Annotated in this window: 12 protein-coding genes; 1 reads left to right on the plus strand and 11 read right to left on the minus strand. The window is 50.9% G+C overall.

Annotated features, from left to right (window positions below; all coding sequences use genetic code 11):
• The first annotated feature begins 54 nt into the window (after positions 1-54).
• A complete protein-coding gene (arsH, locus tag CRO57_RS10215) occupies positions 55-735 on the plus strand; it encodes an arsenical resistance protein ArsH (RefSeq protein WP_170956102.1) in 681 nt (226 codons plus the stop codon).
• 62 nt (positions 736-797) lie between these two features.
• Here the strand turns inward: arsH and CRO57_RS10220 are convergent, their stop codons facing one another.
• The 11 genes from CRO57_RS10220 to CRO57_RS10270 form a co-directional block, all read right to left on the minus strand.
• Positions 798-1,253: a hypothetical protein gene (locus CRO57_RS10220; protein WP_097153365.1), complete on the minus strand. Its 456-nt coding sequence runs from the start codon at positions 1,251-1,253 to the stop codon at positions 798-800.
• Between the two features lie 309 nt (positions 1,254-1,562).
• Positions 1,563-2,798 carry a phenylacetate--CoA ligase family protein gene (locus CRO57_RS10225; RefSeq protein ID WP_097153366.1) on the minus strand — a complete coding sequence of 412 codons (1,236 nt, stop codon included), beginning with the start codon at positions 2,796-2,798 and terminating at the stop codon, positions 1,563-1,565.
• 123 nt (positions 2,799-2,921) lie between these two features.
• Positions 2,922-3,740: an ABC transporter ATP-binding protein gene (locus CRO57_RS10230; RefSeq protein ID WP_097153367.1), complete on the minus strand. Its 819-nt coding sequence runs from the start codon at positions 3,738-3,740 to the stop codon at positions 2,922-2,924.
• A 161-nt stretch (positions 3,741-3,901) separates the two neighbouring features.
• Positions 3,902-5,227 (minus strand): ABC transporter substrate-binding protein, encoded by a 1,326-nt coding sequence (locus CRO57_RS10235; protein ID WP_097153368.1) that lies wholly within the window; start codon positions 5,225-5,227, stop codon positions 3,902-3,904.
• A 93-nt stretch (positions 5,228-5,320) separates the two neighbouring features.
• Entirely contained in the window at positions 5,321-6,397 is a 1,077-nt protein-coding gene (locus tag CRO57_RS10240) for a branched-chain amino acid ABC transporter permease (RefSeq protein ID WP_097153369.1), read from the minus strand.
• Positions 6,398-6,400: 3 nt separating this feature from the next.
• Positions 6,401-7,297 carry a branched-chain amino acid ABC transporter permease gene (locus CRO57_RS10245; protein WP_097153370.1) on the minus strand — a complete coding sequence of 299 codons (897 nt, stop codon included), beginning with the start codon at positions 7,295-7,297 and terminating at the stop codon, positions 6,401-6,403.
• A gap of 53 nt (positions 7,298-7,350) precedes the next feature.
• Entirely contained in the window at positions 7,351-8,145 is a 795-nt protein-coding gene (locus CRO57_RS10250; RefSeq protein ID WP_210200836.1) for an ABC transporter ATP-binding protein, read from the minus strand.
• 26 nt (positions 8,146-8,171) lie between these two features.
• Positions 8,172-10,151, minus strand: coding sequence for an AMP-binding protein (locus CRO57_RS10255; protein WP_097153372.1), 1,980 nt, complete (start codon positions 10,149-10,151; stop codon positions 8,172-8,174).
• 522 nt (positions 10,152-10,673) lie between these two features.
• Complete coding sequence (locus CRO57_RS10260) at positions 10,674-12,260, minus strand: TRAP transporter large permease (protein ID WP_097153373.1); 1,587 nt, start codon at positions 12,258-12,260, stop codon at positions 10,674-10,676.
• A gap of 3 nt (positions 12,261-12,263) precedes the next feature.
• Positions 12,264-12,794 carry a TRAP transporter small permease subunit gene (locus CRO57_RS10265; protein ID WP_097153374.1) on the minus strand — a complete coding sequence of 177 codons (531 nt, stop codon included), beginning with the start codon at positions 12,792-12,794 and terminating at the stop codon, positions 12,264-12,266.
• A 211-nt stretch (positions 12,795-13,005) separates the two neighbouring features.
• On the minus strand, positions 13,006-14,094 hold the full coding sequence (locus tag CRO57_RS10270) for a TRAP transporter substrate-binding protein (RefSeq protein ID WP_097153375.1): 1,089 nt from the start codon (positions 14,092-14,094) through the stop codon (positions 13,006-13,008).
• Between the last annotated feature and the right edge of the window lie 109 nt (positions 14,095-14,203).

The following is a 14,203-nucleotide window of genomic DNA, read 5'->3' on the forward strand; positions in this document are numbered from 1 at the left end:
GATAAAATCATAGATTGTGATGTCTTGAGCAATCATCTGGCCGATGAAACCTTCATGCGTCCACTAGATGTCAGCTATCTGGCACCAGCGGATGATTCTGGCCATGCACCGCGTATTCTGCTGCTTTATGGCTCTTTGCGCGAGCGCTCATTCTCGCGACTTGTATCAGAGGAAGCAACTCGCTTGCTAACCGCAATGGGCGCTGAAACCCGCACCTTCAACCCATCGGGCCTGCCATTGCCCGATGAGACCGATGCCACCCACCCCAAGGTGCAGGAGCTACGTGATCTTGCAGCATGGGCGGAAGGTATGATTTGGGTATCACCAGAACGACATGGTGCCATGACGGGTATCATGAAGGCTCAGATCGACTGGATCCCACTATCATTGGGCGCTGTGCGCCCAACCCAGGGCAAAACCCTTGCTTTGATGCAGGTCTGTGGTGGCTCGCAAAGCTTCAATGCTGTCAATCAGATGCGTATCTTGGGACGCTGGATGAGAATGATCACCATTCCCAACCAATCCTCTATTCCAAAGGCTTTCACTGAATTTGGTGATGACAATCGCATCAAGCCCTCCCCTTACTACAATCGCATCATTGATGTCTGCGAAGAGCTTATGAAATTCACATATATGACGCGCACCCGTTCTGACTATCTGGTGGATCGTTACTCCGAGCGCGTGGAAAGTGGGCAGGAGCTGATAAACCGGGTTAATTCCACCCCGAGCCGCTGATTGAGATATCAAAAAGCCCGGTTACTGCCGGGCTTTCTAAACTTTTGAAGTCAGGACTTCCTCTACTCGCAAGGCCCATCCAGCGTCTTGGCATAAGTGGCAATAACTGCATCCCACTTCGATTTTTCTTCCCTTGGGAACTGAAAATGGATGTGGTGCATCGGGCCATTGGCACAGCCCCTCACCCGGACATAGAAAATACTCTCACCTTCATGACCCGAGAGGACAAACCAGTCTTTCTTGCCAGCTTTGTAAGTGATGGTTTCAAAGGATTTGGAGAGTTCTTTTCGATAGCCGGCAAGTCCACCGCCCCATATATTGTGGGAGCCATAGATAGAAATTGTACCTTCCAAACCGGAACGGGAAAAATGATAACCATCTCCATTTTCCGGAGCCTGCAATGGTGCAACATCCATCGGCAGAGAGGCTGATGTTCCAAACCTGCTATTGGCATATCGCAACTCATCAGCCAAAGTCGGCCCGCCAAGACAAAGAATAGCAATCAACACTCTCAGCATAGGAAACCTCCTTATCCCTGACCGGGATTGTTTCATAGTGCCCGACTTAAAAGTCTCTGGATGAGATTTATAAAGAACGAGTTCTTATCCGAAAAGTCTGCAACTTTTCGGGAACGCGCTGCAGGCTGCATGTCCTGCCCTCTCCCCCTCCCAAACCGCCCCCTAAAAGTACCAAGAGGGTACCATGACGGGTGAGATGCAGGGGGGAGAGGGTTTGGCTCAGGACTTTGAAATCAGTCTCTTATAGAGTGCCAATAAAAAGCCCGGTTTGAAACCGGGCCTTTTGTATCTGTGACATGTAAACGCAACTTACGAGTAATCACGCTCATCAACAATGACCTGTCCGTCATTGGGAAGGCTGCCAGCAGGAACCAGATTGACCACCCCTTTGAGCTTGGTCACATCCTTCAAGGCTTCGCTCATTTCCTTTTGGAAGCCCTCGGTCTGATCGGATGTCGCCACCTGCAAAGTCATCACATCTTGCTCCTCCGCACGGGAAACCGTCAAGCGCAGACGATCCACACGATCAAAGCGCTTCAACAGCACATTGATCTGGGCAGGATCGACAAACATGCCCTTGATCTTGCAGCGCTGATCCGCACGGCCCATCCAGCCTTTGATCCGCATGCCGGTCCGACCGCACGAACTGGTACCTTCCATCATGGCAGACAGATCACCGGTGCCAAAGCGGATAAGCGGATAGGTCTCGCTGAAACAGGTGACGACCAACTCACCCACTTCGCCCGGAGCCACCGGCTCATCAGTGCCGGGGCGCACGATCTCGACAATGATATCCTCATTAACCAGCATGCCTTCCAAAGACGATGTTTCATAGGCAATAACGCCCAGATCAGCAGTGGCATAGCATTGGTAGGTCTCCACACCGCGGGCTGTATATTCATCGCGTAAGGATGGGAACAACGCCCCACCAGACACCATGGCCTTTTTCACGCTATCAAGCTTCACGCCCATGTCGTCGGCCTTGTCCAGAATGACCTTCAGATAATCCGGTGTGCCAATATAGGCAGATGGTTGCAGCATGGACATGGCTTCCACCTGCACCTCGGTATTTCCAACTCCAGCCGGGAAGACCGCACAGCCAAGAGCACGGGCACTCTCATCCAGAATGAAACCACCAGGGGTCATGTGATACGCAAAGGCATTATGAACGATATCACCCTTGCGAAACCCTGCTGTATGCAGAGCCCGTGCACCACGCCATGGATCCGCTGCCATGCCCTGAGGCTCCCAGATCGGGCCAGGAGACATGAAGACACGATTCCACTGGGACGGATCCCCCATCACAAACCCACCAAAAGGTGGCTTGGCTTTCTGGCAGGCCTGCAAATGACTTTTACGCAGGACCGGCACCTCAGCCAGCGCTTCGCGACTGGTAATCGTCGCAGGATCGATATTTTTCAGAAAGTCAGCCCAGCCGGGCGCCCCAGCTTTTACCTTTTCCAGAAAGGCGGGCATTTTGGCGAAGAGAGCCGCTTCTCGGGCATCAGATGCCTGATTATCACGCTCATCAAAAAATTCTGACATATCCCACTCCCGGACATTAATTCTGGTTTCTCAATATCAAACCAGGTCTTGGTCAAAGAAAAAGGCAGGCAATGTCTTTTCTCGCCTACCTTTGAAAATCGTCAATCCTATATCTGACAGGAATCAGGCCAACCAGCGCTTACGACGCTTGTAATGCTTCACATCGCGGAAGGATTTCTGACCATCGCCGCCAACACCAAGATAGAATTCCTTCACGTCCTGGTTCTCGGAAAGTTCCTTGGCCTCGCCATCCATCACGACGCGCCCACCTTCCAGAATGTAACCGTAAGATGCGTAGCGCAGGGCAACAGAGGTGTTCTGCTCAGCCAGAAGGAAGGACACGCCTTCTTTCTCGTTCAGCTGCTTCACAATCTCAAAGATCTCTTCCACCAACTGTGGGGCCAGACCCATCGATGGCTCATCCAGCAAAATCATGGACGGACCTGCCATCATCGCGCGGCCAATGGCGCACATCTGTTGCTCGCCACCGGATGTATAACCAGCCTGAGATTGACGACGCTCACGAAGACGAGGGAAATAGTCATACACCATTTCCAGATCGCGCTTAATAGCTGCGCTACCGTCTTTACGGGTATAGGCACCGGTCAGAAGATTTTCTTCAATGGACAGATGGCCAAAGCAATGGCGACCTTCCATGACCTGAATACAACCACGACGTACCAGATCATTCGGACTAAGGGCCTGAACCTCTTCGCCCTGAAATTCGATGGAGCCTTTGGTCACATCACCACGCTCCGCACCAAGCAGGTTTGAAATGGCCTTCAAGGTGGTGGTTTTACCAGCGCCGTTGGCGCCCAGCAGCGCCACAATGCCGCCGCGCGGAACGGTAAGTGACACCCCTTTAAGAACAAGGATCACATGATCATAGATCACTTCAATATTGTTCACCGATAGAATCGTGTTGTCTGTCGCGTCACTCACAACTCATTCCTCCTAAACACAAACCCGGCGCGTGATCGCAAGCCTGTCGGTCATGTCATCAATTCCTGGATCGAGACTTCTTGAATCGACAAGACATCTCTCACCGCATATTTGTTTTTTGATTATGGGGTCTGCGCCCTGTTGGGCGCAGACCAGTATCATTATTTGCAATCGCGTACAGCGATGTTGTTCTCTTTGGCATAAGCCTCGGAGTCAGCCTTGATCAATGGAGTGGTTACATCATCCATTGGCTCGACAAAGTCGGTGATGATGGACCATTTCTTGGCATTGGCATCCCACTGCTGCAGAGCAATCTTGGAAGGACCACGATGGTCAGCACAAGACAGTTTCACAGCACCAGTGAAGTTTGGAAGGCCCAGTTCTGCCCAACGAGCATCAGAGATTTCCAGACCTTCGAAGGCTTTCTGCATCATAGGGCCAGTTGGGGTTTTGGTGTCGTTGTCAGCCATTGCCTTGCGGATAGCTTCAGAGACAACTGCACCGGCATAAACACCGCGGTTGTAGTGGGTTTCACCGATACGTGGCTCAAATGCAGCATCGACTGCTTTGCCGCCGCCATATACATAGGTTTTGATATCAGCATGTGCTGGGAAGTCAGCACCAACAGCGGTAAAGACAACCGACTTGTAGCCATGCGCATCTTTACCAGCTGGCAGCACGTCATTCTCGCCACCGGACCACCAAACACCTACGAACTTATCCATTGGGAAACGGATGGACGCAGCTTCCTTGATGGCAACCTGGTTCATGACACCCCAGCCCCACATCAGGACCCAGTCCGGACGATTGCGACGAACCTGCAACCAAGTCGCTTTCTGCTCCTGACCTGGATGGTCAACAGGCAACAACGTCAACTCAAAGCCCATTTTCTCAGCCAGAGCTTCCAGCGTACGGATAGGCTCCTTGCCATAAGCGGAGTTATGATAAACCAGAGCAATCTTCTTGCCCTTCAGTTTGTCAGCGCCGCCTTCGCTGTCGATCACATGCTTGATCGCAACAGTCGCACCATCCCAGTAGGTTGCTGGTGGGTTGAAGACATATTCAAAGACTTCACCGTTACGAGCAGATGTACGACCATAGCCGATGGTAACCAGAGGAATCTTGTCAGCGGTTACTTTCGGGATCAGCTGGTAGGTAATACCGGTGGACAGTGGCAGATAAGCCAGAGCGCCTGAGCCAACATTCTTGGTTTTCTCGTAGCATTCAACGCCTTTTTTGGTGTTGTAGCCGGTTTCGCATGGCACAACCTTGGCTTTCACACCATTGATGCCACCATCACGCTCGTTGAGCATGGTGAAGAAATCTGCATATCCATTGGCATAAGGAATGCCGCCTGGCGCATACGGGCCAGTACGATAATCCAGTGATGGCAAGATCAACTCATTGTCAGCAGCCTGAGCTGCAACTGGAGCAATCAAGCTTGCTGCCAACAGGCCAGCGGCAAGTTTCGCCTTGGAAAATTTCATTTTCGTTCCTCCGATTAAAGTGCTCCCCATGTTCTTTTATTGGGTAAACACTCCTCTACTAATGAAAGGTGATAGGGGCTATGCCCGCACTGGTTAGTGCGGGAATGGCCAAATGCGTAGTTTCTCTTTCGTGATCTGCCACAGACGAGCCAAGCCGTGTGGTTCAACGATCAGGAAGAAGATGATCAGGCCACCCATCAGGATGATCTGCAGATGCTCTGCCATTGCCGTCGAAAGCCCCAGGGAATCCACCATGAAGTTTTTGAAGGCAATCGGGAACAACCAAAGAAAGGCAGCACCCAGGAAAGAGCCAAGAATGGTTCCCAAACCGCCCACGATGATCATGAACAGAATGAGAAAGGATTGATCGATGCCAAATGCTTCGGTTGGTTCGGCTGCACCCAGCCATACGCCGAAGTAGAGAGCACCACCCATGCCGATCAGGAATGAAGAGACGGCAAAGGCTGACAATTTGGTGGTCAGCGGACGCACACCGATCAACTCGGCCGCGATATCCATATCGCGAATTGCCATCCACTGGCGGCCGATACGACCGCGGACAATATTCTTTGTTACCAGAGCAGCAAGCACCACAATGGTCAAACAGAAGAAATACTTATACAGGATCGGCGCATTCGGCCCGGTAACAGGGAACATCAGGGCATACCGCTCAGGCGCATTGATCTGTCCGGTTGCAGAATAGTTGTAGAACCACTCTACCTTGTTCACAAGCCAGATAATGAAGAATTGCGCTGCCAGTGTCGCCACAGCCAGATAGAAGCCCTTGATCCGCAAGCTCGGCAAACCGAACAGGGAGCCCACGATCGCAGTGATCAGACCTGACATCAGCACCACAACGGTGAAATCAAGCCCCGGGAAGGATGTCATCAACTTGAAGGATGCATAGGATCCAACCGCCATGAAAGCGGCAGTACCCAGCGAGATTTGCCCGCAATAACCCACCAGAACATTCAAACCCATCGCAATCAGCGCATAGATCAGAAGCGGCAGGAAGATCGCATTGCCCCAATAGTCATCCACGGTGAAAGGGACCACGAAGAAGGCAAGAGCCAGCAGGATCATAATACCGTAGCGATCCTGCGCAATCGGGAAGATAGCCCGATCATCCGAATAGTTGGTCTTGAATTGACCAGTTTCGCGATAGAACATCTGTTAAACCCTTTCGATGATCTTTTCGCCAAACAGACCCTGCGGACGGACCAGCAGGAAGGCGAGAGCCAACATATAGGCGAACCAGTTCTCAACGGCACCACCAACAAACGGCCCCATGTAAACTTCAGCAACTTTTTCGCCAACACCAATGATCAGTCCACCGATGATCGCACCTGGAATGGAAGTAAAGCCACCAAGGATAAGAACTGGCAGGGCTTTCAGGGCGATCAGGGACAGCGAGAACTGAACCCCGGACTTGGACCCCCACATGATACCGGCAACAAGAGCCACGATACCTGCAACAGACCAAACGATAACCCAAATGGTGTTCAGGGAAATGCCAACCGACAATGCTGCCTGATGGTCATCAGCCACCGCACGAAGCGCACGGCCAACACGAGTTTTCTGGAAGAAGACCGCAAGAGCTGCCACCAAAACAGAAGCGATAACCGCAGCAACGACTTCCAATTTTTCAAGATAGATATTGAATTCGTCGAGCAGATAGTCAAACGCGCCGCTTGGAAGACCAATATCAAGCACCTTGACGTCGGAACCCCACATCAGATCGCCCAGGCCTTCCAGCACATAGGCAAGACCAATGGTCGCCATGAACAGGATGATTGGATCCTGGTTCACAAGATGGCGCAGCACCAACCGTTCAATCAGCCAGGCCAGAAGGATCATAACGCCGACAGCAGCTGGCAATGCAAGCCAGACCGGAAGACCAAATTTCTCCTGAACGCCGACAAAGGTCAGAGCAGCAAACAGACACATAACGCCTTGAGCAAAGTTGAAAATGCCCGAGGCCTTGAAGATAAGTACGAAACCCAATGCGACCAGCGCATACATCACACCAGCCATCAAGCCGGATAAGACTGTTTCAATAAAGAAATTCATGGATTAGCCTCATGAAGTTCATGATTACAAAAAAATGGATTTAACCAGATGAGTTAGTGACTTACGCCAAGGTAAGCATCGATAACCTCCTGGTTGGCCTGAACTTCTTTTGGAGGGCCATCACCAATTTTTTTACCGTAATCGAGTACGACCACACGGTCGGACAAATCCATGACAACACCCATGTCATGCTCGATGAGAGCAATCGTGGTGCCATAGCGCTGATTGGTCTCGATGATGAAGCGGGACATATCCTCTTTTTCTTCGAGGTTCATGCCCGCCATCGGCTCATCAAGAAGCAAGAGATCCGGCTCCATTGCCAGAGCGCGGGCCAGCTCCACTCGTTTTTGCAGACCGTAAGGCAGCTTGCCCACGGGCTTGTTACGAATATGCTGAATCTCGAGGAAATCGATGATCTCTTCCACTTTCGCGCGATGCTCGTTTTCTTCACGCAAGGCAGGGCCTTTATGGATGCATTGCCAAAGGAAATTGGACTTCATCTTCAAACCACGACCGGTCATCACATTGTCCAAGGTGGACATGCCCTTGAACAAAGCCACGTTCTGGAAGGTGCGGGCGATGCCGGATTTTGCCGCTTCATGAGGCTTCATGCGGCGGCGCACTTTGCCCTGCCAATAGATTGTGCCTTCCTGAGGATGGTAAAATCCATTGATCACGTTGAGCATTGACGTTTTGCCGGCACCGTTGGGCCCAATGATTGCGCGGATTTCCCCTCTATGAATATCAAAGGAAATATCCGTAATCGCCTTCACGCCGCCGAACGACAAGGAGACATGCTCCACAGCCAACATCATTTCCGGCTCTTTAGCCGTTGTTGATTCAGTCATCGCGTCACTCACATTGGCTTGGAATGTCATTCTGCAGCCTCCGCTTTCGCATATGGAAAGGTCTTGGCATCAGAGAGACGAACAGTTGCCTCGATGGAGCCCTTGCGGCCATCCTCGAACACAACTTCGGTTTTGGTATATTGCTCTGTCTTGTCACTATAGAGCGCTGAGATCAGATCATCATACCGTTCAGCCACAAAGCGACGACGTACTTTCTGAGTACGGGTCAATTCGCCATCATCGGCATCAAGCTCTTTATGCAGAACCAGGAAGCGATTGATTTGTGATGCTGCCATCATTGGCTCGTTCGACAGATCCTCATTCACCTTTTCGATGTGAGAGCGGATCATATCATAGACTTCCGGATGGCCTGCCAGTTCCTGATAGGATGCATAGGCAATGTTATTACGCTCAGCCCAGTTCCCAACGGCATTCAGATCTATATTGACAAAGACGGTCGCATTGTCCTTCTCATTACCGAAAGCAACGGCTTCCTTGATGTTCGGGAAGAATTTGAGCTTGTTCTCAATATATTTTGGCGCAAACAGAGAACCATCATTGAGCTTGCCCACATCTTTGGCGCGGTCGATGATTTTCAGATGCCCACGATCATCAAAGAAACCAGCATCACCGGAATAGACCCAGCCTTCTTCATTCTTGGTATCTTTGGTGGATTCTTCATTTTTGAAGTAAGCCACAAAAACGCCAGGACCACGGAAAAGCACCTCGCCATTATCGGCAATCTTGATCTCAACATCCTTGGCAGGAACGCCAACGGTATCGGAATAGATCTCACCATCAGGTTGCACAGTCACGAAGATGGAGGCTTCTGTCTGACCATAGAGCTGTTTGAGGTTGATTCCGAGAGAGCGATAGAAGCGGAAAATCTCCGGACCAATCGCCTCACCTGCAGTATAGCCAACGCGGATCTTTGAAAACCCGAAGGTGTTTTTCAAAGGACCATAGACCATCAGCTCACCGAGATTGTATTTCAGGCGATCCATGAAGGGAACAGATTTGCCATTGAGGATATCCTCACCAACCTTCTCGGCATGCTTGATGAAATAGTCAAACATCTTGCGTTTGAAGCTGCTTGCATCTTCCATTCGGATCATCACCGATGTCAGAAGGCCTTCAAACATACGCGGAGGCGCGAAGAAGAAGCTCGGACCAATCTCGCGCATATCCGTCTGCATGGTGTCAGCACTCTCTGGGCAAGAGATGCAGTAACCAGCAACATAGGACTGACAATAGGAGAAGAGATGGTCACCCACCCATGCCAGCGGCAGATAGGCCAGCACTTCATCTTTCTCGGTAAGATTCTCGGCTTCACAAGCGTTGGCTGCAGAGATCATGACATTGTCGTTGGACAGCATCACGCCTTTAGGCTTGCCGGTGGTGCCCGAGGTATAAAGCATCACGCCAATGTCCGTGCCCTTTTCCGCAGCAATGCCGTCAAGCCAGGCTTTCTCGCGACCATTATTCGATTTCAGCGCTTCAGCGCCACGCTCCTGCACAGAGACGAAATCATGCAGGTGCGTGTGATCATAATCGCGCAGGCCACGCGGATCGTCGTAAATCACTTCCTTGAGGGCCGGTAGCTGCTCGGAAATCTCGAGCACCTTATCGACCTGCTCCTGATCTTCCGCCACCACAATCTTGGCGTTGGCATGTTCCAGAATATAGGATAATTCCTCGGCTGCGGAATCCGCATAGACTGGCACGGGGATCGCTCCGATCGCCTGTGCTGCCGCAAAAGAGAAATAAAGACGCGGGCGGTTCACACCCAGAATGGCAACATGGTCGCCCTTTTTAACGCCCAACTCCGCAAGGCCGATGGAGAAAGAGCGAACCTCATTCAAGGTATCGTTCCAAGTCCATGTCTGCCAGATCCCAAGATCCTTTTCACGAATAGCCGGCCGATCACGCCACTGTTTGGCGTTCCGCAACAACACAGCTGGAAAAGTTTCCAGACGTGCAGATGCAGAGTCCTCCGCAACTGACATAGGTGTTTCCTCGTTTCCCAATGAATGGGTTTGGTGATTATTTTTTTCTAATCTAAGCCGATATATCGGAGTCAAATCAAGGCCAGACTACGAAAACTAGCCCAATGGCTTAGTTTGATTTTCTGACACCGATTAGATTCTATTTTTAAGCAAGTGCGTGATTTAAAAGCATTCTTTCTTTGACCTTTACGTCAATTGGCAAGAAAAAGGCGCAAATTCAAGCGCTTCAGGGAATTTTAAGAAACACTAAAATAGCACTTTACGTCCACGTAATCTTCAAGATTCAATCTGTCGTGCAAGATCTGGCTTTTTGAATTTTCTTCCACAAGTGAAACTAATTAAGACACAAACGCTCGTAATTTTCAAAAACTGCACATCAGAACCTCTAGAACTTTCGTCTTAGAAAACTGATTCCATCCGTCCAAAACACATTCCCATCAACGATTGAAAGGCTGATAGGCAAAACAAAAAGGGCACTGAAAACCAGCGCCCTTGATAGCATTTGCAATGAGATGCAACCGCTTAGCCATAAATGATTTTCGGCAACCATGTCGCCAGACTTGGCAGATACCACAACAGCACCAGAGCCAACATCTGAATGAACACGAACGGGATGATCCCTTTGTAGATCTGAATGGTCCGCACAGTCGCAGGAGCCACCCCACGCAGGTAGAAGAGCGCAAAGCCAAAGGGCGGTGTCAGGAAGGATGTCTGCAGGTTCACAGCCATCATAATTCCCAGCCAGACCGGACTCATCGGCTCGCCATTCGGCATTTCCATCTGCAACAGAACCGGTGCCACCATCGGCACAACCACAAAGACGATTTCAAGGAAATCGAGGAAAAAGCCGAGGAAGAACATCAGCAGCATAACGGCAATCATGGCGCCAACAGCACCGCCAGGAATACCCTCGAGAGCTTCCTGGATCATTTCCTCACCACCAAGGCCCCGGAAGACCAGCGAGAACAACGATGCACCAATCAGAATGACGAAGACCATGGAGGTCACCTGTGTGGTACCTTCCATGACAGGCATCAGAACCTTGGCTTGCCAAATTCTCCAAAGAGCAGACAGAATCCCCCAAGTCAGAACCACCGAACAGACAATAGCGGCATAGATACCGATCTGATCGGTTGAGGAAACCACATCACGAGCTACCCGTAGATCCATATTGGCAGTCAGGAACAGCATCACGACCAGAGCGATGGCAGCCAGAAAGATCGGCCAGCTATGCTCCTCATCCAGCCGATAACCTGCCAACAGAATAGCGCCTACAGCACCCACCGCAGCAGCCTCGGTCGGAGTGGCAATGCCACCAAGAATGGAACCAAGCACAGCAAGGATCAAAAGGATCGGAGGCAACAGGGCATGAATAATTTCCTTGCCTGTTACACCGGGATTTTCAGCCTTTGGAATAGATGGTGCAGAACTTGGTCGAACGATGGCAACCATCACTTGATACAGGATATAGAAGCCAACCAACATCAGACCGGGAATAAGTGCACCGGCAAACAGATCGCCAACAGACACGGTCTCGGGCGAGAAAATGCCCATTTCCAGCTGCGCTTTCTGATAGGCATTGGAGAGCTGATCACCCAGAATGACCAGAACGATGGAAGGAGGTATGATCTGCCCCAATGTACCGGCCGCTGCAATCGAGCCACAAGCCAGCTCTGGCGAATAACCACGCTTGAGCATGGTCGGCAAAGACAACAGACCCATGGTGACCACCGTCGCACCAACGATACCGGTGGATGCAGCCAGCAAGGCTCCCACAAGCGAGACAGCAATACCAAGCCCACCATGAACAGAGCCCATAAGACGTCCCATGGTATCGAGCAGTTCCTCGGCAACCTTGGAACGCTCCAGCATGACGCCCATGAACACAAACAGAGGCACTGCGATCAGCACCTCATTGGTCATGGTGCCGAAAATGCGTTGAGGCAGAGCTGACAGGAAGCTCATATCGAATACGCCAAGCGCAAATCCGATAAGAGCAAAGGCAAACGCCACACCAGCAAGCGTGAAGGCCACGGGAAAACCGAGCATAAGGACCACGCAGGCAGCCGCGAACATGGCCAAATCAAGAATATGAGCAAAGGCTTCCATGATTTACTCCGTAACCCTCAAACGCTGAAGTTCAACTTCATCACCCTGCAGGGCGTACCAGGAGCGAACCATCATAACAAAGCCTTGCAAAGCCATCTGCACGGAAAACCCGATAATGGCACTTTTCAGCAAGAAACGAGCCTGGATACCAGATGTTTCCTGACTACCCTCCATGATTGCCCAACTGTTATAGACATAATCCCAGGACACATAGATGATCAGGATACAAACAGGGATCATCAAGAAGGCGGCACCAAACATGTTGATCTTTGCTTTGGTGCGCGGTTGAGCTTCACGATAGAAAATATCCACCCGCACATGACCATCATGCGCAAGGGTATAGGCAGAAGCCAGCATGAACAAAAAAGCATGCAGATAAACGATAAGTTCCTGCATGAAGATGGAACCTATGCCAAAAACATAGCGCATCAACACAACAGCAAACTGGATAAGAACTATGATGAGGGCAAACCAGGCCAGGCTTTTCCCGGTCACCACATTAAACCTGTCAATCAGGTCTGCGAATGCTCGCATTTTCAACTCCCGCCCCATATCGGCCAAGCAGCAACCCGTGTCGCATCTTCTTCTTATTGTATGGTGATGCGCACTCAATTGCGGGCGAACGGCATGTCCATGAGACTTTGCCGGTTCATTCATCACTCATCAGTGTCATGAAACACTTGAGTGATGCCAAAAGAAACTCCCCCCGAAGCCGGGAGGAGCTGTAACGTCATTTGATCGGGGCTTAACCCAGAACCCGGTCACGGCTCTTGGTGTAGGTCTGTTCGGAGATACGACCCCAGTCACCAATATCCTTACGAGCTTTGATATAGCTGTCATAGATGCGCTTGGACAATTCATCCACTTCAGCAACCTCGGCAACCACTTCTTCTGCCTTCTTGCCGATTGCATCAAACACATCATCAGGGAACTGTTTCAGATTCACTTTGTGCTTGTTCAGCAGAGTTTCCAGAGCGGCACCATTTTTGGCGTTGAACTCGGAGAACATGAAGTTGTTCTCAGCCATGCAAGCATTTTGCACAACTGCCTGATGAGCTTTGGAAAGGCCGTTATACACGTCCAGATTCATACCGGCAGCAAGACCTGCGCCTGGCTCATGGAAACCAGGATAGTAGTAGAACTTGGTGATCTTGTAGAAACCGAAGGCCAGATCATTCCAAGGACCAACCCACTCGGTCGCATCAATCGCACCAGACTGAAGGGATGGGAAAATTTCGCCACCGGGCAAAGCAACAGCGCTGGCACCCAGTCGGCGAAGGGTTTCGCCACCAAGACCAGGCATACGCATTTTCAGACCTTTCAGGTCTTCCAGGCTGTTGATTTCCTTGTTGAACCAACCACCCATCTGCACGCCGGTGTTACCAGCCATGAACGGTTTGATGTTGAACTTGCCAGACAGCTCATCCCAAAGCTCCTGACCACCAGCATTGTTGATCCAGGCATCCAGCTCGTTAGCTGTCAAACCCATGGGAACAGCAGTAAAGAAGTTGAAGGCTTTGTGTTTGCCCTGCCAGTAATATTCTGCGCCATGATACATGTCAGCAGTACCGGTAGAAACAGCATCAAAGCTCTCGAACGGTGGTACCAGCTCACCAGCAGCATACAACTTGACGGTCAGCTGACCATCAGTCATCGCAGTGATGCGGTCAGCCATGCGCTGGGCACCAGTACCAAGACCTGGGAAATTCTTCGGCCAGGTAGTAACCAGTTTCAGGGTGCGCTTGCCTTCAGCATAGGCAGGAGCAGCCAGAGTAGACGCAGCAGCAGCGCCTGAAACAAGACTGGCTTTTTTCAGAAACGAACGACGATCCATATATTTTTCCTCCACAAGCAATCTCTGAGATGGATTGCGCGGCCCATTTGGGCCAGCTTTAGTGCTTACAGAAACGCCATTGGGCAGACTAGTGTAGTTTCAGCGAAAG

Origin of the sequence: Cohaesibacter gelatinilyticus, from assembly GCF_900215605.1 — a bacterium.
GTDB classification, from domain to species: domain Bacteria; phylum Pseudomonadota; class Alphaproteobacteria; order Rhizobiales; family Cohaesibacteraceae; genus Cohaesibacter; species Cohaesibacter gelatinilyticus.

What these genes read in the sequence shown, in the direction of transcription:
- CRO57_RS10225 (WP_097153366.1), bottom strand. Translation starts at nt 2,798, where the DNA reads ATGTCAGAATTTTTTGATGAGCGTGATAATCAGGCATCTGATGCCCGA.
- CRO57_RS10245 (WP_097153370.1), bottom strand. Translation starts at nt 7,297, where the DNA reads ATGAATTTCTTTATTGAAACAGTCTTATCCGGCTTGATGGCTGGTGTG.
- arsH (WP_170956102.1), top strand. Translation starts at nt 55, where the DNA reads ATGCGTCCACTAGATGTCAGCTATCTGGCACCAGCGGATGATTCTGGC.
- CRO57_RS10250 (WP_210200836.1), bottom strand. Translation starts at nt 8,145, where the DNA reads ATGACTGAATCAACAACGGCTAAAGAGCCGGAAATGATGTTGGCTGTG.
- CRO57_RS10270 (WP_097153375.1), bottom strand. Translation starts at nt 14,094, where the DNA reads ATGGATCGTCGTTCGTTTCTGAAAAAAGCCAGTCTTGTTTCAGGCGCT.
- CRO57_RS10255 (WP_097153372.1), bottom strand. Translation starts at nt 10,151, where the DNA reads ATGTCAGTTGCGGAGGACTCTGCATCTGCACGTCTGGAAACTTTTCCA.
- CRO57_RS10235 (WP_097153368.1), bottom strand. Translation starts at nt 5,227, where the DNA reads ATGAAATTTTCCAAGGCGAAACTTGCCGCTGGCCTGTTGGCAGCAAGC.
- CRO57_RS10260 (WP_097153373.1), bottom strand. Translation starts at nt 12,260, where the DNA reads ATGGAAGCCTTTGCTCATATTCTTGATTTGGCCATGTTCGCGGCTGCC.
- CRO57_RS10240 (WP_097153369.1), bottom strand. Translation starts at nt 6,397, where the DNA reads ATGTTCTATCGCGAAACTGGTCAATTCAAGACCAACTATTCGGATGAT.
- CRO57_RS10220 (WP_097153365.1), bottom strand. Translation starts at nt 1,253, where the DNA reads ATGCTGAGAGTGTTGATTGCTATTCTTTGTCTTGGCGGGCCGACTTTG.
- CRO57_RS10265 (WP_097153374.1), bottom strand. Translation starts at nt 12,794, where the DNA reads ATGCGAGCATTCGCAGACCTGATTGACAGGTTTAATGTGGTGACCGGG.